This is a genomic window from Cupriavidus sp. PET2-C1, assembly GCF_054515855.1.
The window spans coordinates 305,687-327,557 of record NZ_CM137259.1; the positions used below are offsets into that span (position 1 = coordinate 305,687).

Below are 21,871 nucleotides of genomic sequence, written 5' to 3' on the forward strand. Positions count from 1 at the left end.
GCGCGGCCGTGGCTGGCCGCAAGCCCCTATGGTCAGGCAGGCAGCCGGTCCAGGTCAATGCTGCCTTCGAACACCGTGGTCGCAGGGCCGGTCATGCGTACCGGCTCTCCTTCGCCGTCCCAGGCAATCGTCAGGTCGCCGCCATGGGTGTGCACCAGCACCGGCGAGTCCAGCAGGCCGCGGCGAATGCCGGCGACGACCGCCGCGCATGCGCCCGTGCCGCAGGCCAGGGTTTCGCCGGCCCCGCGCTCGAACACGCGCAGGCGGATCGTGTGGCGCTCCACCACCTGCATGAAGCCGGCGTTGACGCGGTTGGGGAAGCTCGCGTGGTGCTCGATGATGGGGCCGTCCTGCAGCACCGGGAACGCCTCGGTGTTGTCCACCACCTGCACCGCGTGGGGGTTGCCCATCGAGACTGCCGAAATCCACCCGGTGCGGCCGTTTACTTCCAGTCCGTACAGCGTATCGCGGCCTTCGGCCTTGGTCGGCAGGCCTTCGGGACGGAACGGCACGCGGGCCGGTTCGAGTTCCGGCGCACCCATGTCGACCGTGACCTGGCCGTCGTCCTGCAGCGTCAAGGTGATCACGCCGTTCATCACCTGCACGCGCACCGAGCGCTTGTCGGTCAGGCCGTGGTCGGTGACGAAGCGCACGAAGCAGCGCGCGCCATTGCCGCAGTGCTCCACCTCGCCGCCGTCGGCGTTGAAGATGCGGTAGCGAAAGTCGACGTCGTCCCGGGTGGGCTTCTCGACCACCAGGATCTGGTCGGCGCCCACGCCGAAATGCCGGCTGGCGAGCGCGCGCCACTGCGCCGGGGTCAGGTTCAGGGTCTGGTGGATGCCGTCAAGCACGACAAAGTCGTTGCCGGCGCCGTGCATCTTGGTGAACTGGAGTTTCATAGTGCGATTGTAGTCGGGCCGTCCGGCGCTTGCTGGCGGCGTGTCGAGGGTGGCGCGGGCTGCATGTTTGCCTGGCGATGCCGCCGCCGCGCCCACGTGGTCAGTAGTTTTCGCGCTCGCCGTCGGGGCGGTGCTTGAAGCGCTTGTGCACCCAGTAATACTCAGTCACGCGGGGGCGGATGCAGTCTTCGAAGAAGGCATTCATGCGCCGGGTGTCTTCGGTCACGCTGTCGCCGGGGTAGTTTTCCCAAGCCGGCAGGATACGCAGCACGTAGCCCTGGTAGTCGGGCAGCATCTCGGTATAGATCGGCACAACCTTGGCCCCCGTCAGCCGCGCCAGGCGGGAAACCGAGGTCAGGGTCAGGGCCTCCACGCCAAAGAACGGGATGTACTCCGAGTCGCGCTCGCCGAAGTCCATGTCGGCGATCAGCTGCAGGGCCTCGCCCTTGCGCAGGCAGCGGATGATGTCGCGCGCGCTGTCGTTGCGGGCAATCATCTTGGCGCCGAAGCGGCCGCGCGCGTGCTTGAGGAACCCGTCGAACAGGTCGTTCTTCTGCTTGGTGTAGAGCGACGCGCCGGAGCGTTTGACGTGCTCGCGCAGGTGGATGGTGAGGCGGATCGCGCCAGCTTCGACGCCGGAGAGATGCAGCGTGACGAGGATGTGGGGCGTGCCGTCCAGCGCCACCAGGTTGGCCTGGTCGTCGATCTGGACCCAGCGGCGCATCTGCGCCTCGCTGCCGGTCCAGAAGATGCCGCGTTCGGCAAAGCTGCGAAAGACGGTGCGGAAGGTCTGCCGCGAGAGCGTTTCGATCTCGGCGTCGGTCCGCTCGGGAAAGCACAGGCGCAGGTTGGTCTGCACCACGCGGCGCCGGCTGCTGGGAATGAGATAGAGCAGGCTGCCCAGGCCTTCGCCGAAGCGTGCCACGAGCGGATAGGGAAGCTTGCCCAGCACGGTCAGCAGGCCGATGCCAAGCCAGGTCAAAAGACGGCTCATCGTTGGTCGTTGGAGAGAGAGTCGGGTGCCGGTGCCGGCACCTCCAGGGGGTTGCGCGAGGCGTTGGCGGCGGGCGCGCGAGGTGGCTCCGCGGGCGGCAACTCAGCGCCACCCGGATGCTTGTAGCGGTTGTAGCCCCACAGGTACTGCGTCGGGCATGCCTTCACCAGCTTCTCGACGGCCGCGTTGATCACCGCGACGGCTTCGGCCTGGTCATCGGGCAGCGGGTCCTGGATGATCTGCATATGGCCGAGGTAGCCGGCGCCGCGCGGCAGGCGCTCGGCAAAAATCACCGCGATAGGCGCGCCCGTGAGCTGCTGCAGGCGCTGCACCAGCGTCATGGTGTAGGCCGGCTTGCCGAAGAACGGCGCCCAGGCGCCTTCGCCGCCGGTCGGGACCTGGTCGGGCAGGATGCCGATGGCCTCGCCCCGCTTGAGTGCCTTGACCAGCATGCGCACGCCGCGCGGCTGCGCTGGTGCCATGGCCAGGTTAGGGCGCGTGCGCATCTTGACGATCCAGTCGCGCAGCCAGGCCTGGTGCGGCGGCTTGTACAAGGCCGTGACCGGATGCCGCAGGGCAAATGCCTGTGGAAGCACTTCGAAGCAGCCCAGGTGCGGCACCAGGATGATCAGCCCGCGGCCCTGTGCCATCAGCTTGTCGAGTTCCGGCCAGAGCCGGTCGGCAAAGCCGTACATGCGCGCCTCGGGATTGCGCCGGCTCCAGAAATAGGGCATTTCCAGGATCATGCGGCCCGTCGAGCGGGCCGCCTGCGCCACCATCGCTTCGCTGGCGTCAGGGTAGGCATGGCGAAGGTTTTCCCTTAGCCGCGTGCCATAACGTCCCGGCAGGCGTGCCGCCAGCAATCCGAGCGCACCGCCAATGGCGTGCAGCCAAGAGAGCGGCAAGCGGGAAATCAGCCAGAACAGGAAGGTCATTGAATTGCGATAGCGGCCCGGCGGGCCGGGTAGGTCATTAATGTTTTGCCGGGCGCTGCCGTTAGTGGGCAATCAAAATGAATCTGGTGTTGTTACGGGCCCACCGTACGGCTTGCATTGCCTGCAGGCTCGCGCCAGGCCGGAGCCGCGTCGCCGATTGGCTGGCGCGGCCTGGCCGCGACAGCAATCCGGTATTTGGCAGGTGTGCCAGATAACCGGGGTGCTGCAGCGTAGCTTGCAGGCGCGTATAATAGCGCGTATCGCCGAGTTAACTGACAACTTGCGGGGCGATACCGTTCTACCGGAACGGCATGAAAATACCGCTAAAGCGTCGCCGCCCGGGCTTAGAGGTTGGCGCGCAATAGCCAAACCTGGAGAAAAGTTCGTGGCAAACGACTTCTTGTTCACTTCGGAATCCGTCTCCGAAGGCCATCCCGATAAGGTCGCCGACCAAATTTCCGATGCTGTCCTCGATGCCATCCTGGCCCAGGACAAGTACGCGCGCGTGGCCGCTGAAACGCTGTGCAACACCGGCCTGGTTGTCCTGGCCGGGGAAATCACCACGACTGCCAACGTCGACTACATCCAAGTTGCGCGCGACACCATCAAGCGCATCGGCTACGACAACACCGAATACGGCATCGACTACAAGGGCTGTGCAGTGCTGGTCGCTTACGACAAGCAATCGCCTGACATCGCCCAGGGCGTGGACCGCGCCTCCGACGACTACCTGAACCAGGGCGCCGGCGACCAAGGCCTGATGTTTGGCTACGCCTGCGATGAAACGCCGGAGCTGATGCCTTTCCCGATCTACTATTCGCACCGCCTGGTCGAGCGCCAGTCGCAACTGCGCCGCGATGGCCGCCTGCCCTGGCTGCGTCCGGACGCTAAGTCGCAGGTGACCGTGCGTTACGTTGACGGCCGCCCGCACAGCGTGGATACCGTGGTGCTGTCGACCCAGCATTCGCCGGATATCACCCAGGCGCAGATCCGCGAAGCCGTGATCGAGGAAATCATCAAGCCGGTGCTGCCGGCCGAGATGCTCAAGGACACCAAGTACCTGGTGAACCCGACCGGCCGCTTCGTCATCGGCGGCCCGCAGGGCGATTGCGGCCTGACCGGCCGCAAGATCATCGTCGATACCTATGGCGGCGCTTCGCCCCACGGCGGCGGTGCTTTCTCTGGCAAGGATCCGTCCAAGGTCGACCGCTCGGCAGCCTATGCTGCCCGCTATGTCGCCAAGAACGTGGTTGCCGCCGGCCTGGCGCGCCAGTGCCAGGTGCAGGTCAGCTACGCCATCGGCGTGGCACGCCCGATCAACGTGACGGTGTACACCGAAGGCACGGGCAAGATCTCCGACGAGGCGATCGCCGCGCTGGTGCAAGACCATTTCGACCTGCGCCCGAAGGGCATCGTGCAGATGCTTGACCTGCTGCGCCCGATCTACGAGAAGACCGCTGCGTATGGCCACTTTGGCCGCGAAGAGCCGGAATTCTCGTGGGAAGCAACCGACAAGGTCGCGCTGCTGCGCGCTGCTGCCGGCCTGTAAGGCTGCCGCGAACCTCGCATCCGAAAAGCACCGCCCAACACCGCCTTCGGGCGGTGTTTTTTTTCGCGCTCGCGGTGGCATTCCTGGCTTGCCACGGCCTTGTCCTGGATCAAGCGGGGCAGGGCAGGGCGTGGCGCGCCATGGCCGCGAGGGTAGAATCGCGGGATGGCAAGGCGGCCCGGCGAGTGGCGCTTTGTTCGCCTGCCGCGGTGCGCGCATGCGCGCCCAAGACCGCCGGAGCCCGCATACCGAGGATGCCCAATGTCACTTGATTCGACCCTTACCCCTACGCCCACCCCCGCCACTGCGCCCGGGGCGGCCGCGCCCGCGTTCAACCTGATCCGGCCCCAGCCCTATACCGAGTGGGCTCCGCAGCTCGATGCCGGCACCAAGGCAGGGTTGCGCCGCGAACTGGAGCAGGGCGCCGTGCTGTTCTTCCCCCAGCTGCGCTTCCAGTTCGAGCCTGGCGAGGCGCGTTTCCTGGACAGCCGCTGGTCGGACGGCAAGTCAAAGAACATCAACCTGCGCGCCAACGACCAGGCCGTGCGCGGTGCGACGGGCGGCGAGCAGGACCTGAAAGACCTGTACGTGCTGATTCGCCGCTATGCCGAGTACAGCGAGAAGCTGGTGCTCAGCCTGTTCCCTGAATATGGCCCGCATATGGTGCGCGCCGGCACCTCGCTGCGCCCGAGCGAGATCGCCGGGCGGCCGGTGAGCTGGCGCAAGGACGACACGCGGCTGCATGTGGATTCCTTCCCGTCCAACCCGATGCTGGGCCAGCGGCTGCTGCGCGTATTCCACAACATTGACCCGCAGGCGCCGCGCGTGTGGCGGGTGGGCGAGCCGTTTGGCGATTTCGCCAAGCGTTTCGTGCCGAAGACCAAGGGCATGTGGCCGGGGCAGGCGCGGGTGATGGAGATGCTGCACATCACCAAGCGCCGGCGCTCGGAGTACGACCATCGGATGCTGCAGCTGCACGATCTTGCGAAGGCCGACCTGGAGTATCAGGCCAATGTGCCGCAGCAGGAATTTCAGTTCCCGCCCGGGTCGACCTGGATCGTATTCAGCGACCAGGTGCTGCATGCGGCTATGCGGGGCCGGGCCATGATGGAGCAGACTTACTACCTGTCGCCAAAAGCGATCTCAGACCATACGCATTCGCCCGAGGCCGTGCTGGCGAGGATGCTGGGGCGGCCAATGGTGGTGGGCTGAGGTTTGGTTTGAGCTGCGGGGCGGGTGGTAGTTACGCCGTTGTGCTGTACCAGACCAAGGGCTCCGCTTCCAGTGGCTCCTAGCTAAGCCACCCCTCTCCCCGGCCCTCTCCCCCTGAGGGGAGTGGGAGAGACAGACCTCGTCATCGCGCGCGGCTTTGGCCTGTTCGGCGGCTTTGTTCAGCGCCGCAGGTTTTCCCTGCCATTCAGCGCATCAGCAGCTTGATCATCGTTTCAAAGCGCTTGCCATAGGGTGGCTTCAGCAGCCCCGCGCCATTGATGCCGGATTGGTGGAAGATCGGCTTGAGCTTGGAGAAAGTCTCAAAGCCCGCCTGGCCGTGATATGCGCCCATGCCGCTGGGGCCCACGCCGCCGAAGGGGAGGTCTTCCTGGGCGATATGCAGCAGCGTTTCGTTGATGCTGACGCCACCCGCCACGGTTTGCGCCATGACGTGGTCGATCGTGCGGCGGTCTTTCTCGAACAGGTAGAGCGCCAGCGGGCGTGGGCGGGCGTTGATGTAGCCGATCGCCTCTTCCAGCGTACGGTAGGTCACCAGCGGAAGCACCGGGCCGAAGATTTCCTCGCGCATCACCGTGGCGTCGGCGGGGACATCCAGCAACAGCACCGGCGCGAGGCGGCGGCGCTCCGGGTCCGATGGCAGCTGTGACAGCGGCACCACGCGCGCCCCGGCGCGGGCGGCGTCGCTCACCATGCTGTCCAGCCGCGCGAAGTGCCTCGGGCTGATGATGGTGGTGTAGTCGGGGTTGCCGGCATGGCCCGGCTGGCCCGGCAGGTCTGGATAGAGGCGGGCGGCGCAGGCGCGGGCGGCTTCGACGAAGGGCTCGCGCAGGGCCTCGGGCAGCAGCACATAGTCTGGCGCGATGCAGGTCTGGCCGGCGTTGAGCAGCTTGCCCACCAGGATGCGTTCGACCGCGCGTTCCAGGTCGGCGCCGGGGCCGACGATGGCCGGCGATTTGCCGCCCAGTTCCAGCGTGACCGGCGTGAGGTTGGCGGCCGCCGCACGCATCACATGGTGGCCGACCTGGGTCGAGCCGGTGAACAGCAGATGGTCGAAGGGCAGGGCGGAAAAAGCGCTCGCTACTTCCGCGTCGCCATTGATCACCGTGATCTCGTCGGGGGCGAAGGCCTGTTGTGCCAGGCGCGCGAACAACGCGGCGAAGCGCGGCGTGTACTCGGAGAGCTTGACCATGGCGCGGTTGCCCGCGACCAGCGCGCCCACCAGCGGGCCCACGGTCAGGTAGAGCGGGTAGTTCCACGGCACCACGATGCCGATCACGCCCAGCGGCTGCGGCATCAGCCGCGACGTGGCGGGCTTGAACCACAGCCCGGTGCGCACGCGCCGCACCCGCATCCAGCGCTTGCCATGACGCAGCGCATCGTCGATCCCGGCCACGCTGGGAAAAGCTTCGAGCAGTGCGGTTTCCTGGCGCGGGCGGTTGCCGAAATCGGCGCTGATGGCTTGCGAGATCTCGTCCATGTGCCCGGTCACCAGTTTGCGCAGGCGCCGCAGCCGGTCGGCGCGCACGGCCCAGGCCGGGGCCTGGTCGCGGCGCGAGGCGGCGCGCATGGCGTCGAATACGGATGAAATCTCGGGCACTTCTCTCATGTTGCGCTCTCCTTGGGGCCGTGCGCTGCCCTTGGCGCGCGCGGCGTTTAGATCCCCGCACCATATGCCACGCGGCGGCGCCTGACAATGGACGCCGGCCACTAGCCGCGCGCTTCAAACAACCGTATTCACCGACCCTCCTTCGCCCTTTCCAGTGCCCTGGCAAAGCCCTACACTGATTTCGCGGCATGCTTTCGGCGTGCCGGCCAGACCGGGTTGACCGGCATGCGCGGCCTGCCAAAGCGTCCGGCGCAACCCCGGCACACTGACCTCGGACCAGGCGGGGAGACGGATGGAAACCACCTTTGACTATCTCGTCGTTGGCGGCGGTTCGGCGGGGTGTGCCCTGGCCGGGCGGCTGGCCGACAGCGGCAGCGACAGCGTGGCGGTGCTCGAGACTGGCGGCCACGATCACCATGTGCTGGTGTCGACGCCGGCGGGCTGCGCGGCCATGCTGCCGCGTGCCGGCAGCCATAATTACGGCTATCGCACCGTTGCGCAGCCCGGGCTGAACGGGCGCCGTGGCTACCAGCCGCGCGGGCGCGGCCTGGGGGGCAGTTCCTCGCTCAATGCCATGATCTACACGCGGGGCACGCCGGCTGACTACGACCGCTGGGCTTCGGCCGGCTGCGACGGCTGGGCCTGGGACGATGTGCTGCCTTATTTCCGCCGGGCCGAATGCAATGAGCGCGTGACCGGGCGCGATGACGATCCCTGGCACGGCGGCAGCGGCCCGCTCCATGTGTCGGACCTGCGCACGCCCAATCCCTTTGGCCAGCGCTTTATCGAGGCAGCCCAGCAGGCCGGCTATCGCCGCAACGACGACTTCAACGGCGTGGAACAGGAGGGCGCTGGCTGGTACCAGGTGACCCAGCATGGCGGCGAGCGCTGGAATGCCGCGCGCGCCTACCTGCACCGCGGCGACGCCGCCGACCGCGCCAACAATGGCGGGCGCGAGAACCTGGCCGTGATGACGGGCGCGCAGGTGCTGCGCATCGCGTTCGAGGGCCGCCACGCGGTGGGGGTGGTGGCGCGCCTGGATGGCCGCGAGACCCTGTTGCGGGCACGCCGCGAGGTGATCGTGTCGGCCGGCGCGTTCGGCTCGCCGCAACTGCTGATGGTGTCGGGCGTCGGCCCTGCCTCGCATCTGCGCGAGCTAGGTATTCCCGTGGTGCACGACCTGCCGGGCGTGGGCGCCAACCTGCAGGACCATCTCGACGTCATCGTGCACAAGCGGGTGGCGGCGTCCGAGCTGTTCGGCATCTCGGTGGGCGGCGTGTTTCGCCTGCTGGCCGAGATACTGCGCTACCGGCGCGAGCGCACCGGCATGCTGACTTCCAACTTTGCCGAGGCAGGCGCCTTCCTGAAGAGCCACGCCGGGCTGGACGAGCCGGACCTGCAGCTGCATTTCGTGGTCGGCCTGGCCGACGACCATATGCGCCGAATCCGCCTGGGCCATGGCTATTCCTGCCACGTCTGCGTGTTGCGCCCGGAAAGCCGGGGCGAGGTACGGCTGGCTTCGCCCGATATCCGCGAGGCGCCGATGATCGACCCGTGCTTCCTGTCGGATCCGCGGGATCTCGACGGCCTGGTGGCCGGCGTGCGGATCGTGCGCCGAATCCTGGCCCAGCCGCAACTGGCGGCGTTCGGCGGCAAGGAGCTGTATTCGGCGCACTTGCCGGCCGATGGCGGCGACGACAGCGCGATCCGCGCGATGATCCGCGCCCACGCCGACACCATCTACCATCCCGTCGGGACGTGCCGCATGGGCATGGACGAGTACGCGGTGGTCGATCCGCAGCTGCGCGTGCGGGGCGTGGAAGGCTTGCGCGTGGTGGATGCGTCGATCATGCCAACGCTGATTGGCGGCAACACCAATGCGCCGGCCATCATGATCGGCGAGCGTGCGCATGACCTGATCCGGCACGGCCCGCGCGTGGTGTTGCGGATGGCGGAGGTATTGGCCGTGTGAGGTGCGAGGGGCGGGGGGCCGCCCCCCGCCCCTCACACCCGCGCTCAGGCCGTAGCCAGGCGGAAGGTCGATACCGTGTCGCGCAGCTTGCCGGCCTGGTCGTCCAGCGACTGCGCGGCGGCCGCCGCTTCTTCCACCAGCGCGGCATTTTGCTGCGTGACTTCGTCCATCTGGCCCACGGCCTGGTTGACCTGCTCGATGCCCGCGCTTTGCTCGTCGGAGGCCGCGGCGATCTCGGCAATGATGTCCGATACGCGCTTCACCGCATTCTGGACTTCGCTCATGGTCTTGCCGGCATCCTCGGCTTGCGCCGAGCCCGTGCGCACGGTGTTGACCGAGCTGTCGATCAGGTCCTTGATTTCCTTGGCGGCACTGGACGAGCGCTGCGCCAGGCTGCGCACCTCGCCGGCCACCACCGCGAAGCCGCGGCCTTGTTCGCCGGCGCGCGCGGCCTCCACCGCCGCATTGAGCGCCAGGATGTTGGTCTGGAAGGCGATGCCCTCGATCAGGCTGGTGATCTCCGCGATGCGGTTGGAACTGGTGCTGATCGCGCCCATGGTCTGCACCAACTGCTGCACGGCGGTGCTGCCGTGCTCGGCCACGCTGGCGGCATTGCCGGCCAGGCCGCTCGCCTGGCGCGCGTTGTCGGCATTCTGGCGCACGGTGGTGGTCAGCTCTTCCATGCTCGATGCGGTTTGCTCCAGCGAGGCAGCCTGTTGTTCGGTCCGTGCCGACAAATCGGTATTGCCCGCGGCGATCTGGCGTGCCGCCACGCCGACGGAGTCGGTCGAATGGCGCACCTCGCGCAGCGCCACGGCTACCCGCTCCAGCAGGCGGTTGAAGGCAGCCGCGGTACGGCCGATCTCGTCCAGGCGGCCCACCGGCGCGCGGCGTTCCAGGTCCAGGGAGCCGCTGACGTATTCCAGGGTCTGCTCGATCTCGGACAGGCTGCCGTGGATGCGGCGATACAGCGTCACGGCCAGCAAGCCGGTGACCAGCACCGCCACGACGATGACCGCCGAGAACACGCGAACCGCCGTGGTGTACTGCTCGCGATTGTGCGTCACGGCGAGCTCGCCCAGGTCGCCGTTATAGTTGATGTGATCGTCGATTGCCTTGCGCAAGGCGATCGATGCATTGTTCAGTTCGCCGCTCACCAGCATGGCGTGGGCCGCGGCGAAATCGTTGGCGCGTGATTTTTCCAGCATGAGGGCACGCTCGGCGCGGTAGCGCTTGATCGCGGCGCGCTCGGCTTCGAGCATCTTGCGGTCGGTATCGTCGCTGATGTCGTCGCGCTCATACTTTGCGGCGGTGGTGTCGAACTTCTCGTCGGCGCGGGCCAGGGCGGCTTCGGCTTCGGCCTTGGCCTTGGGGTCGTCGCTCATGGCGTGCCTGTAGAGCGAGATACGCATGGCGTTGACGTTGTCCTTGAGGGTGCCCAAGGTGCGTACGCTACCTAGCGTGTTGTCGTTGAAGTACTCGAAACGTTGTTCCGACTCGCTGAGTTGCCAGATGCCGCCGAGGCCCACAACGAGCAAGGCGAGCAGGGCCAGGGATAAAGAAAGCAACAGGCGTTGGCTGATGTTCATGTCGGGATGTCGGCACCCGGCGTGTAGCAGGGCGCGCCGCTTGGTCATTTAATGGGGATGAATGCGCACTTATGTATTAAGTGAATGACATTAATACCAAGGGGTTTACGGCAGGACCGGCGCCGCCTGTAGCGCGATGACCCGGAAAAAGCGTGGCGAGGCGTCCGGCCCAGCCGCGCGCCTCAGGCCGGCCAGGCCCGTGCGATCACCCGCGCCAGCGCGGCGTCGTCGCCTTCCAGCGTGCCGAACACGCGGCCGTGCTGGCGCCCGAGCCGGCTGGCCACGAAGCGCTCGGCATCGTCGGGGTCGGCATGGGCGAGCATCAGCGCCGCCTGCGCGGTCAGCACGAGGCCCTGGGCAAAGCGGCGCGCGCCGGCTTCCAGGTGATCCGGCGCATCCCGCAGCATCGCCTGCAGCGAGGCGAGTTCGGCCCGCACCGCCGGATGGCCGCCGGCGCGCCGCCCGAGGTCTTGCAATAGCCGCCCGGCGACCTCGGGGTTGCGCTGGAGCGCGCGCAGTACATCCAGGCACATGATGTTGCCGGAACCCTCCCAGATCGAGTTGACCGGCGCCTCGCGGTACAGCCGCGCCATCGGGCCTTCCTCCACGTAGCCGTTGCCGCCCCACACCTCCATGGCTTCGCCCGTTACCTCGATGGCCCGCTTGCAGACCCAGAACTTGGCCGCCGGCGTGACAATGCGCTTCCAGGCGGCGGCCAGCGGATCGGCATCGGCCCGCTCGAAGGCGTGCGCCAGTTCCATCATGAGCAGGGTGGCGGCCTGGCTTTCCAGCGCCAGGTCGGCCAGTACATTGCGCATCAGCGGCTGCTCCACCAGCAGGCGGCCAAACGCCATGCGATGCCGCGCGTGATGGATGGCCTGCACCAGCGCCGCGCGGATGATGCCGGCGCTGCCGATCACGCAATCCAGCCGGGTATGGGTGGCCATCTCGATGATGGTCGGAATGCCGCGGCCCTCCTCGCCGATCAGGATGCCGGTGGCCTCGCGGAATTCCACTTCGCTGCTGGCGTTGGAGCGGTTGCCGAGCTTGTCTTTCAGGCGCTGGATCTGCACCGGGTTCTTGCTGCCGTCGTCGCGAAAGCGCGGCACGAAGAAGCACGACAGCGGCCCATCCTCCGCGCCCATGCGCGCCACCACCAGGTGGGCATCGCACATCGGGGCGGAGAAAAACCATTTGTGCCCGGTGATCGCGTACTCCGCGCCGCGGCCCTCGCCGCGCACGGCACGCGCGACGGTAGTGTTGCTGCGCACATCGGAGCCGCCCTGCTTTTCCGTCATGCCCATGCCGATCATCACGGCGTGCTTGTCGCGCCAGGGCAGGTCGCGCGGATCGTGCTCCGTGGCAAACAGCTTCGGCTCCAGTTGCGCGAACAGCGCCGCTTCTTTCTGCAGCACCGGGATGCTGGCGAACGTCATGGTGGGCGGGCACAGGGATCCGGATTCGGCCTGGGCTTGCAAGTAATAGCCGGCGGCGCGCGCCACCCACGCGCCCTCCCTGGGCTGCGCGAACGGCAGCGCCTGCAACTGCTGGCTGCGCAGCAGGGCCAGCAAGGCGTGCCATGCAGGCGGAAATTCCACTTCGTCGATGCGTTCGCCGGTGCGGCTGTGCGTATGCAGCTCGGGCGCGTGGCGATTGGCCTCGGCCGCCCACTGCTGCACATCGGGTTTGCCCAGGCGCGCGCCGAAGACATCGAGCGCACTGGCGTGCCAGCCGCCACCAAGCCGCTCCAGCGCGGCGCGCAACGCGGGGTCGCCGGTGAACAGGTTGTAGCCGGTCAGGTCCGGGACCTGGTTGAACACGCGATGGGTGGCGGCTTCGGTCATGAGGTCTCCTGTGCAGTCTTTTTGCGCGCGTTGCGCATGGGCATGTCTGATTGCATGGTAGAGCAAGCGGCGCGCTATGTGCGTGGGCTTGCACTGTGTCCTGTCCCCAACACTTCGCGCCGCCGTGGCAGGGCTCGCGGGCCGGGTGCTTGCCGTTCGCCGTTCCCCGGCGCTACACTGCACGCTCCTTTCTCGACGCTGCTGCGCAGAAGGTACTTTTTGCCCCGGTTCCCCGGAGGCCCCCCCGTACCTTGTATTCCCAGCAGCCATGTCTTCACTTTCCCGTCTTGAAAAAGCCCTGCAGCGCCGGGGCATCCATGTCGAGCGCAGCCAGGGTGTCTATCACCTGCGCAACGAACACGCGCAGGCCTCGGTGTTGTTGCCCGCCACGCTTCCCCTGGAAGCGAAAGCCGTACAGCAGTTGCTCGACTTCGCCGCGGTGCGTTCCGCGGACGGCCACCACGCCGTTTGCAAAGCCTGCGCCACGCCGGACTTTCATCCCGGCGGCATTGCGCCGGTCGGATCGATCGTTGCCACCGACGCGGATTTCGTCATACCCGCCGCGATCGGCACCGACATCAACTGCGGCATGCGCTTGATTACCACAGGCCTGAAGCAAGCCGCCTTGCTGCCGCAGCAGGATGCCCTCGTGAGCAGGCTCACGCGTGCCCTGCTCGACAACGGCCGCGACGTGCCGGTGCATAGCGCCGCGTTCCGCGCCTTGTTCGACGAGGGACCCGCCGCGTTCATCGATCGCGTGGCCCCCCAAGGCTTGTGGGCGCAGGTCGATCGAGGCCGGCTGGAGGCCGAGCTTGCCGCTTGCGTCGGACTGGATGCGCTTGGCGGGAGTGCCCGCTATGCGCCGGATGCGCACGTCGGCAATCGCGAGGTCTTTCGCGATCCCTGTCTCGGCACGCCGGGCGGGGGCAATCATTTCGTCGAACTGCAGGTCGTGGACGAGATCTTCGACAGGCACGCCGCGTATCGCGTTGGCCTGGCGTCCGGCGATGTCGTGGCGATGATCCACAGCGGCTCGCGCGATGTCGGCTTCTACGTGGGCCGGCGCTGGATGGACCGGGCGCGCCAGGCCTGGCCCGCCGGCCTGAAGCATCCGACGAGCGGGCTGTACGGCTTGGCGGGCAGCCTGGCGCACGAGTACCTGGTGGCCATGGGTACGGCGGCACGCTATGCCTGGGCCAACCGGGTGGTGCTGGCCGAACTCGTGCGCAAAGAGCTGGCCGAGTTGTGCGGCGCGACGGCTTCGCGGCTGGTGGTCGACGTGCCGCATAACGTGGTGCTGCGTGAAAACGGCCTCAATATCCACCGCAAGGGCGCGACCCCCGCGCACGACGGCGACCTGGCCCTGATCCCCGGTTCCATGGGGGATGCCTCCTATATAGTGAGAGGTTTGGGTCACACCGATTGGCTCTCGTCATGCAGCCACGGTGCCGGCCGCAGTGTCCGGCGCCAGGCCTTGCGCCGCCTCAAGAGCGATCATGCCAACGCCGAGTGGCGCTGCGTCACGCTGCGCGAGGAGCGCAGGGTGGAAGAAGCGCCCGAGGCCTACAAGCCGATCGGTCCGGTGCTGCAGGCGCAGGAAGAGGCCGGGCTGATCGAAGCCGTGGCGCGGTTGAAGCCTTGGGTGACCTTCAAGGCTTGACTTCAAGGCTTGAGATAACGGCGGAGTTCGAATGGCAGTGCATGCGCACGCTAAGTCATGGTGCGTTGCAGCGTAATGGTGTGCAATGGTGTGCCTGCCATTGCCTTGGGGGTCGCGCGGCCCTCAGCCATACCTTGACGCACGACACTCCAGATTGAAACAGGGGTGGTCAAGCCCCGAGCCTTGTGCTTAAATTCACCCCGTTGGATGAAACAGGGGTGCCGTACGGATGGGCCGTGCGGCTGAGAGAGTCCCTTCGAACCCGATCCGGCTAGTACCGGCGTGGGAAGTTTCATGGTTACCGAACAGCTCCTGCCTTCTCCAAGGCACATGACCCGGCCACACCGCCGCGGCCATGCTCACAGGGCTCCTGGTTTCGTCCATCCCCGCAAGAGAGGACGACACCCATGGCCCGCACAAATACCGCCCCCGCCGCATCTTTCGAGTCGCTTGAAACCGATCTCGACAAAAAGTTTGCCTATCCGGCATCCAGCAAGACCTACCTGACCGGCAGCCGCCCCGATATCCGCGTGCCGCTGCGCACGATCCTGCAGACGTCCACGCGCACGGACAAGGGCGAGATGTCCAATCCGCCGATTCCCGTGTATGACACGTCGGGCCCGTACAGCGATCCGGACATCCATATCGACCTGAAGGCAGGCCTGCCCTCGGTACGCGGCAAGTGGATCGAAGAGCGCGGCGACACCGAAGTGCTGTCCGGCCTGTCGTCGGAATACGGCCTGGCGCGCGCCGCCGATCCGGCCACCGCGCACCTGCGCTTTGCCCAGCTGACCAACCCGCGCCGCGCCAAGGCCGGCGCCAACGTGTCGCAGATGCACTATGCGCGCCGCGGCATCATCACGCCCGAGATGGAATACGTGGCGCTGCGCGAGTCGCTGAACCTGCAGGCGCTGTACGACAAGCCCGAATACAAGGCGCTGCTGCGCCAGCACCCCGGCAATGCGCTGGGTGCCGCGCTGCCGCTGCGCCCGGAAGACATGACGCCGGAATTCGTGCGCCGCGAAATCGCTGCCGGCCGCGCCATCATTCCCGCCAACATCAACCACACCGAGCTGGAGCCGATGGCCATCGGGCGCAATTTCCGCGTCAAGATCAACGGCAACCTGGGCAACTCCGCCGTGACGTCGTCGCTGGCCGAGGAAGTGGAAAAGATGGTGTGGTCGATCCGCTGGGGCGCGGACACCATCATGGACCTGTCCACCGGCAAGCACATCCACGAAACCCGTGAGTGGATCCTGCGCAACTCGCCGGTGCCCATCGGCACGGTGCCCATCTACCAGGCGCTGGACAAGACCGGCGGCGTCGCCGAGGACCTGACCTGGGAAATGTTCCGCGACACGCTGATCGAGCAGGCCGAGCAGGGCGTGGACTACTTCACCATCCACGCCGGCGTGCTGCTGCGCTACGTGCCGATGACCGCGGACCGCGTCACCGGCATCGTCTCGCGCGGCGGCTCGATCATGGCCAAGTGGTGCCTGGCGCATCACAAGGAAAACTTCCTGTACACGCACTTCGACGAGATCTGCGAAATCATGAAGGCGTACGACGTGTCGTTCAGCCTGGGTGATGGCCTGCGTCCGGGTTGTATCGCTGACTCCAACGACGACGCCCAGTTCGGTGAGCTGCGCACGCTCGGCGAGCTGACCGACAAGGCCTGGAAGCACGACGTGCAGGTCATGATCGAAGGCCCGGGCCACGTGCCGCTGCAACGCATCCAGGCCAATATGGATGAAGAGCTCAAGCACTGCTATGAAGCCCCGTTCTACACGCTCGGACCGCTGGTGACGGACATCGCCCCCGGCTATGACCACATCACCAGCGGCATCGGTGCGGCCAACATCGGCTGGATGGGCACCGCCATGCTGTGCTACGTCACGCCGAAGGAACACCTGGGCTTGCCCGACAAGGAAGACGTGCGCGAAGGCATCATCACCTACAAGATCGCCGCACACGCGGCCGACCTTGCCAAGGGCTGGCCGGGCGCGCAGCTGCGCGACAACGCGTTGTCCAAGGCGCGTTTCGAGTTCCGCTGGGAAGACCAGTTCAACCTCGGCCTGGACCCGGAACGCGCGCGTTCGTACCACGACGCCACGCTGCCGGCCGAAGGCGCCAAGATCGCGCATTTCTGCTCGATGTGCGGTCCCAAGTTCTGCTCGATGAAGATCACGCAGGAAGTGCGCGACTACGCCGCCTCGCTCAAGCCCGAAGCCGAGCAAGGCATGCAGGAAAAGTCGATCGAGTTCGTCAAGAGCGGCAGCAAGATCTACTCGTAAGGCGTAGGGCCATGGTGCGGCGCATGCCCTTGCAGCGCCGCACGCGAAGTACCGTGCCCCTTCCCTGAAGGGGCACGCCATGACTTAAAGGAGGCCGGTGCTCGCCGCGCCATCGCGGCGCGCACCGGCACAACCATCCCCATGACAACGCAGTCGTTTGATGTGGCCGTGCTCGGCGCCGGCCTGGCCGGGCGCCTTTCCGCCTGGCAACTGGTACGTGCAGGCCTGCGCGTGGCGCTGGTCGAGCGCGGTGGCCCCGACGGCGTTGGCTCTGCCGCGCACGTCGCCGCGGCAATGCTCGCGCCCCTGGCGGAATCCGCCATTGCCGAGCGCCGCATCGTCGAGCTTGGCACCGCCAGCGTCGACCTCTGGCGCGCCTGGGTAGCCGAAATGCCGGAACCGGTGTTCTTCCAGGAAGACGGCACGCTGGTGGTATGGCATACGCGCGACCGCAGCGAGATGTCGCTGTTTACCAGCCGGGTGCGCGCCGTGGCGCCGCCCGAACTGGTGGCCGAGCGCATGCGCGCGCTGGACGGCAATGGCGTGGCCGCGCTCGAGCCCGCGCTCGCGGGCCGTTTCTCCCAGGGGCTGCTGCTGGCCGGCGAAGGCCAGCTGGACAATCGCGGCACGCTGCGCGCATTGCTGGCTTGCGCGGTGGCAGGCGGGCTGCATTGCGTCTGGGAGGCTGGTGAAATCGAAGCGGGCGACCTGCCCGCGCTGGGTATCTGCGCGCGTACCGTGCTGGATTGCCGTGGCCTGGGCGCCCGCGCCGCTTGGCCGGGGCAGCCCGCCGCGCACGGCAGCATGCCGGGATTGCGCGGCCTGCGCGGTGAAGTCGTGCGTGTGCACGCACCCGAGGTCAAGCTGCATCGCCCGGTGCGCCTGCTGCATCCGCGTTACCCGATCTATATCGCGCCCAAGCCCAACGACCTCTATGTGATCGGCGCCACCGAACTCGAAAGCGAAGATGATTCGCCGATGAGCGTGCGCTCCGCGCTGGAGCTGCTTTCCGCGGCGTACTCGCTGCACCCCGCCTTTGGCGAGGCGCGCGTGCTGGAACTCAATGTGCAGCGCCGCCCGACGCGCCCGGACCACCTGCCGGCCATCCGGGTCGACCAGCATGCCCGCATCGTGCGCCTCAACGGCCTGTACCGGCACGGCTTCCTGATCGCCCCGGCGGTCACGGAGGCTGCCTGCCAGGTGGTGCAGGCTCTGCTCGACGACGATCCTGCCGCGCACGCCGTGCCCGCCTCGGTGCGCTGGCCGGGCATGATCGCAGCCGCGCTCGATACCGTCGCCGGCTCGCCGGTGCTGCACTGAACGACAATGACCATGGATATCCTGCTCAACGGCCGTCCGCTCGCCCTTGCCGATAACGCCACGCTGGCCGATGCGGTGGCGGGCGCGGGCATCGCGCCGCCTTTTGCCGCCGCGCTCAACGGCCAGTTTGTGCCACGCGCCGCGCATGCGGCCACCGTGCTCGCCGCCGGCGATCGTATCGACCTCGTGCAACCCGTGACGGGAGGCTGACCCCAAATGACCTTCAATTCCGCAGAACCCCGGCGCGACCTGTTCGCCGACCCCTTCGTGCTCTATGGCGAGTCGTTTGCCTCGCGCTTGCTGCTGGGTACCGCGCGCTATCCGTCTCCCGCCACGCTGCAGGCCGCGGTGGAGGTGGCCCGGCCCGCCATGCTGACGGTGGCGCTGCGCCGCCAGGGCTCGGTCGGCGATGGCGAGGGCGGCCAGGCTTTCTGGCAGATGCTGCGCTCGCTCAACGTGCCGGTGCTGCCCAATACCGCCGGCTGCATGGCGCCGCAGGAAGCCATCACCACCGCCATGATGGCGCGCGAAGTGTTCGAGACCGACTGGATCAAGCTTGAGCTGGTGGGCGACGATTACACGCTGCAGCCCGACACGCTCAACCTGCCCGCCGTGGCCGAGACGCTGATCAAGGAAGGCTTCAAGGTGCTGCCGTATTGCACGGAGGACCTCGTGCTCTGCCGCCGCCTGCTGGACGTGGGCTGCCAGGCGCTGATGCCCTGGGCCGCGCCCATCGGCACCGGAAAGGGCGCCGTCAACCCGCACGCCATGCGCCTGTTGCGCGAACGCTTGCCGGATACCCCGCTGATCGTCGACGCCGGCCTCGGGCTGCCGTCGCACGCGGCCCAGGTGCTGGAGTGGGGCTACGACGGCGTGCTGCTGAACACCGCCGTGGCGCAGGCTGCTTATCCGGTCAATATGGCACGCGCCTTCGCGCTGGCTGTGGACGCGGGCCGCACCGCCTACCTGGCCGGCCCCATGCCGGAGCGCGATATCGCGCAGGCCAGCACGCCGGTGGTGGGCATGCCCTTCTGGCACGCCGAAGGCGTGGAGGACCGCGCATGACCCGCAATCTTCTCCCTGCCGGCATCGACGCTGCGCTGCGCGACACGCTGCTGGCGCGCTATGGCGCCACCTTCGGCACTAGCGACAAAGCCTGGCGCGCGTGGGTGCAGGGCAACCCCCCCGCCGCGCTTGGTGATGCCGACGTGGTGCTGTTCGACGGCGAGGCCGACGAGGCCTCGCTGGCGCGCATTGCCGCCGCCGGCGCCATCGCCATCGAGAGCGACCGCGAAGGCGGGCAGTGGAGCGACACCGTGCGCTCGCCGATGGGCACCTGGGTCTTCAGTGCCCATGCCGACGACGACACCGCGCATTCGCCGGCCTTCGTCGCCGTGCTGCTGGCTTGCCTGGCGCTGCATTTCCCCGCGCACGATGCGCTCTGCCTGGCACGCGCCTGGCAGCCGGGCTCGCTGGACTGGCCGGTGGATTTCACGCGCTTCCCGCACGTGCGCCACGCCGCGCTGGTCGCGCCGGAGCAGCGCGCCGAGCCCTTCGCGCCGTGCCCGCCGCTGGGCTTGTACGCGGTGGTGCCCAGCGCCGAATGGATCGAGCGGCTGGTGCCGCTGGCGGTGCCCACCGTGCAGCTGCGCTTCAAGTCCGGCGACGCGCAGGCCGTGCGCAGCGAGATCAAGCGTGCCGCCGAGGCCGCGCGCGGCAGCGCTTCGCGCCTGTTCATCAACGATCACTGGCGGGCTGCCATCGACTACCACGCCAGCCAGGGTGGCGACAGCGGCATCTATGGCATCCACCTCGGCCAGGAAGACCTCGACGAAGCCGACCTCAATGCGCTGCGCGCCTCCGGGCTGCGCCTTGGTGTGTCCACGCACGGCTATGCCGAGATGCTGCGCGTGGCCACCATCGGCCCGAGCTACCTTGCGCTGGGTGCGATCTTCCCGACCACCACCAAGATCATGCCGACCGCGCCGCAGGGCCTGGGCCGCTTCCACGCCTACGTCAAGATGATGCAGCCTGTGGTGCCCTCGCTGGTGGGCATCGGCGGCGTCGATGCGGCGCGCTTGCCGCAGGTGCTGGCGGTTGGCGTTGGCAGCGCGGCTGTGGTGCGCGCGATTACCGAGGCGGCTGAAGTGCCGGCGGCGGTGACGAATCTGCTGGGGATGTTTCCGGCGGCTTGATGTGCCGCCTGGCCCGGAGGGAGGGCACGCATGCGTGCGTCTGACCGCTCTCGCTCCGGGCGCCCGGGCTTGCCACATTCCGCCGCATACCGATGCCAGTCATTCGCCTAGCGACACCCGAAGACGTACCCGGCCTGCCTGCCATCGAACGCGCAGCGGCTGAGCTATTCCCCGAATCCGACCTGCCTCGCGCGCTGCGCCAGCAAATCACCCCGCTCGACGACCTGCAACGCGCGCAGCGCGAGCGCCGCCTGTGGGTCGCCATCGCCCCCGACGGCACGCCAGCCGGCTTCGCGCTCGCCAGCGTGCTTGGCCAGCATGCCTATCTTGATGAGATGGACGTCCATCCCGCCCTTGCCCGCCGCGGCTTCGGCCGCGCACTGGTGCGCGCCGTGGCCGATGCTTTCCGCCGGCAAGGCCTGCGGTCGCTCAACCTCACCACCTTCAGCCACCTGCCGTGGAACGCGCCGTTCTACGCAAGCCTCGGCTTTCACCGGCTCGATGAAGCCGATCTCGGCCCGACGCTCCGCGCCGCACTGGCGCGCGAGGCGGCGCTCGGCTTGCGGCAACGCATCGCCATGCGCCTGGCGTTGTGAGCTATGCCGGCGCCGCGCTGCGTTACGATAGTGCCCTGCCATCCACTCCGGCGAACCCCATGATCTCGTCCCAGTTCATCAGCCGCGTCACCCTGCGGCGCGACATCGTCGACAGCTTCGAGCGCTACCCCTTCAGCCTGCCCGCGGTGCGCACGCTGGACGCGATGGATATGCACCCCAAGGTGACCTTCCTGGTTGGCGAGAACGGCTCGGGCAAGTCCACGTTGATGGAGGCCATCGCCGTGGCCTTGGGTTACAACGCCGAGGGCGGCTCGCGCAATTTCAGCTTCGGCACGCGCCGGTCGCATTCGGTACTGCACGAATACCTGCGCGTCGCGCGCGGCTTCAAGCGCCCGCGCGATGGCTTCTTCCTGCGCGCGGAGAGCTTCTTCAACGTGGCTACGGAAATCGAGCGCCTTGACCAGGAGCCGGCCTTCAGCCCACCCATCATCAACGCCTACGGCGGGCGATCGTTGCACGAGCAATCGCATGGCGAATCGTTTCTCGCGCTGATGATGCATCGCTTTGGCGGCAACGGGCTCTACCTGCTCGACGAGCCCGAGGCGGCGCTGTCGCCGCAGCGGCAGCTGGCGGTGCTGTCGCGCATCCACGATCTGGCGGAAAACGGCTCGCAGTTCATCATCGCCACGCACTCGCCGATCCTGATGGCCTATCCCGATGCGTGGATCTACACCTGCTCGCCGGACGGCGTGGCGCGGATCGACTATCAGGACACCGAGCACTTTCGCGTGACGCGCGATTTCCTGGCCAATCCCGAGCGCATGCTGCGCGTGCTGTTTGGCGGCGAGCCGGGCGATGAGCCGGGCGGCGAGAGAGGGCCGGTCTGAATGCTCCGCTATCCCACGCTGATCGTCTCCCTGTTGATGCTGCTTCTCACATTCAGTGGCGGGGATGCGCACTGGATCGCCGGTGTTGGCATGCTTGACCGAGCGCGACAGGGCGGCGCCTTTGTCTGGATTTTCCTGTTTTGTTTCCTGGCCTACATTCCGCTTTTGGTGCTGGTCGCCAGCTACACGCTGCGGGATCTGCTGGCGCTCTACCTGTATAGGAACCGGCGCGCTGTCGTCAGCCTGTTCTTGTTTTCCGTGATGCCAACCATTGCGCTTTACCGCTTCAATGCCTGGTTCGTCCGGGAGATCCTGTAGGCCAGGCAAACGCCTGCGC

The 21,871-nt window shown here is 67.4% G+C and carries 18 protein-coding genes and 1 riboswitch; of the genes, 12 read left to right on the top strand and 6 right to left on the bottom strand.

Going from position 1 to position 21,871, the window contains the following annotated elements; all coding sequences use genetic code 11:
- Nucleotides 1–32: 32 nt before the first annotated feature.
- The 3 genes from dapF to ACX12D_RS01425 form a co-directional block, all read right to left on the bottom strand.
- The gene (gene dapF / locus ACX12D_RS01415; RefSeq protein WP_459372642.1) at nucleotides 33–899 is read right to left on the bottom strand and encodes a diaminopimelate epimerase; all 867 of its coding nucleotides are present in this window, start codon (nucleotides 897–899) and stop codon (nucleotides 33–35) included.
- Between the two features lie 100 nt (nucleotides 900–999).
- Entirely contained in the window at nucleotides 1,000–1,893 is an 894-nt protein-coding gene (locus ACX12D_RS01420; protein ID WP_459372644.1) for a lipid A biosynthesis lauroyl acyltransferase, read from the bottom strand.
- Nucleotides 1,890–2,828 carry a lysophospholipid acyltransferase family protein gene (locus ACX12D_RS01425; RefSeq protein WP_459372646.1) on the bottom strand — a complete coding sequence of 313 codons (939 nt, stop codon included), beginning with the start codon at nucleotides 2,826–2,828 and terminating at the stop codon, nucleotides 1,890–1,892. The genes ACX12D_RS01420 and ACX12D_RS01425 overlap by 4 nt, the downstream gene beginning before the upstream one ends.
- Nucleotides 2,829–3,213: 385 nt before the next feature.
- Here ACX12D_RS01425 and metK point away from each other — a divergent pair, with 385 nt between their 5' ends.
- Both metK and ACX12D_RS01435 read left to right on the top strand, forming a co-directional pair.
- Nucleotides 3,214–4,377, top strand: a complete 1,164-nt coding sequence (metK, locus tag ACX12D_RS01430) for a methionine adenosyltransferase (RefSeq protein ID WP_174426073.1) — start codon at nucleotides 3,214–3,216, stop codon at nucleotides 4,375–4,377.
- Nucleotides 4,378–4,638: 261 nt separating this feature from the next.
- On the top strand, nucleotides 4,639–5,589 hold the full coding sequence (locus ACX12D_RS01435) for a Kdo hydroxylase family protein (protein WP_459372647.1): 951 nt from the start codon (nucleotides 4,639–4,641) through the stop codon (nucleotides 5,587–5,589).
- Nucleotides 5,590–5,794: 205 nt separating this feature from the next.
- On the opposite strand, the gene ACX12D_RS01440 is transcribed toward ACX12D_RS01435, so the two are convergent.
- Nucleotides 5,795–7,216 carry a coniferyl aldehyde dehydrogenase gene (locus ACX12D_RS01440; RefSeq protein WP_459372649.1) on the bottom strand — a complete coding sequence of 474 codons (1,422 nt, stop codon included), beginning with the start codon at nucleotides 7,214–7,216 and terminating at the stop codon, nucleotides 5,795–5,797.
- Nucleotides 7,217–7,508: 292 nt separating this feature from the next.
- Here ACX12D_RS01440 and ACX12D_RS01445 point away from each other — a divergent pair, with 292 nt between their 5' ends.
- Nucleotides 7,509–9,188 (top strand): GMC family oxidoreductase, encoded by a 1,680-nt coding sequence (locus ACX12D_RS01445; RefSeq protein WP_459372650.1) that lies wholly within the window; start codon nucleotides 7,509–7,511, stop codon nucleotides 9,186–9,188.
- A gap of 44 nt (nucleotides 9,189–9,232) precedes the next feature.
- Here ACX12D_RS01445 and ACX12D_RS01450 read toward each other — a convergent pair whose 3' ends face one another.
- Nucleotides 9,233–10,777: a methyl-accepting chemotaxis protein gene (locus ACX12D_RS01450; protein ID WP_459372652.1), complete on the bottom strand. Its 1,545-nt coding sequence runs from the start codon at nucleotides 10,775–10,777 to the stop codon at nucleotides 9,233–9,235.
- Nucleotides 10,778–10,959: 182 nt separating this feature from the next.
- Entirely contained in the window at nucleotides 10,960–12,621 is a 1,662-nt protein-coding gene (locus ACX12D_RS01455) for an acyl-CoA dehydrogenase family protein (protein ID WP_459372653.1), read from the bottom strand.
- A 268-nt stretch (nucleotides 12,622–12,889) separates the two neighbouring features.
- Here ACX12D_RS01455 and ACX12D_RS01460 point away from each other — a divergent pair, with 268 nt between their 5' ends.
- From ACX12D_RS01460 to ACX12D_RS01500, 9 genes are all read left to right on the top strand, one after another.
- A complete protein-coding gene (locus tag ACX12D_RS01460; protein ID WP_459372655.1) occupies nucleotides 12,890–14,281 on the top strand; it encodes an RtcB family protein in 1,392 nt (463 codons plus the stop codon).
- Nucleotides 14,282–14,485: 204 nt separating this feature from the next.
- Nucleotides 14,486–14,587, top strand: a riboswitch (TPP riboswitch).
- A gap of 101 nt (nucleotides 14,588–14,688) precedes the next feature.
- Entirely contained in the window at nucleotides 14,689–16,575 is a 1,887-nt protein-coding gene (gene thiC, locus ACX12D_RS01465) for a phosphomethylpyrimidine synthase ThiC (protein ID WP_441641114.1), read from the top strand.
- 141 nt (nucleotides 16,576–16,716) lie between these two features.
- Nucleotides 16,717–17,895: an FAD-dependent oxidoreductase gene (locus tag ACX12D_RS01470; RefSeq protein WP_441641115.1), complete on the top strand. Its 1,179-nt coding sequence runs from the start codon at nucleotides 16,717–16,719 to the stop codon at nucleotides 17,893–17,895.
- 12 nt (nucleotides 17,896–17,907) lie between these two features.
- Nucleotides 17,908–18,105, top strand: a complete 198-nt coding sequence (gene thiS, locus ACX12D_RS01475; RefSeq protein WP_150989923.1) for a sulfur carrier protein ThiS — start codon at nucleotides 17,908–17,910, stop codon at nucleotides 18,103–18,105.
- Nucleotides 18,106–18,111: 6 nt separating this feature from the next.
- The gene (locus tag ACX12D_RS01480) at nucleotides 18,112–18,960 is read left to right on the top strand and encodes a thiazole synthase (protein WP_441641116.1); all 849 of its coding nucleotides are present in this window, start codon (nucleotides 18,112–18,114) and stop codon (nucleotides 18,958–18,960) included.
- Nucleotides 18,957–20,090 (top strand): thiamine phosphate synthase, encoded by a 1,134-nt coding sequence (locus ACX12D_RS01485; protein WP_459372657.1) that lies wholly within the window; start codon nucleotides 18,957–18,959, stop codon nucleotides 20,088–20,090. Before ACX12D_RS01480 ends, ACX12D_RS01485 begins: the two co-directional genes overlap by 4 nt.
- 92 nt (nucleotides 20,091–20,182) lie before the next feature.
- Complete coding sequence (locus tag ACX12D_RS01490) at nucleotides 20,183–20,686, top strand: GNAT family N-acetyltransferase (RefSeq protein ID WP_459372659.1); 504 nt, start codon at nucleotides 20,183–20,185, stop codon at nucleotides 20,684–20,686.
- Nucleotides 20,687–20,745: 59 nt separating this feature from the next.
- Nucleotides 20,746–21,534: an AAA family ATPase gene (locus ACX12D_RS01495; RefSeq protein ID WP_459372660.1), complete on the top strand. Its 789-nt coding sequence runs from the start codon at nucleotides 20,746–20,748 to the stop codon at nucleotides 21,532–21,534.
- Nucleotides 21,535–21,852, top strand: a complete 318-nt coding sequence (locus ACX12D_RS01500) for a hypothetical protein (RefSeq protein WP_459372662.1) — start codon at nucleotides 21,535–21,537, stop codon at nucleotides 21,850–21,852.
- The last annotated feature ends 19 nt before the right edge of the window (nucleotides 21,853–21,871 follow it).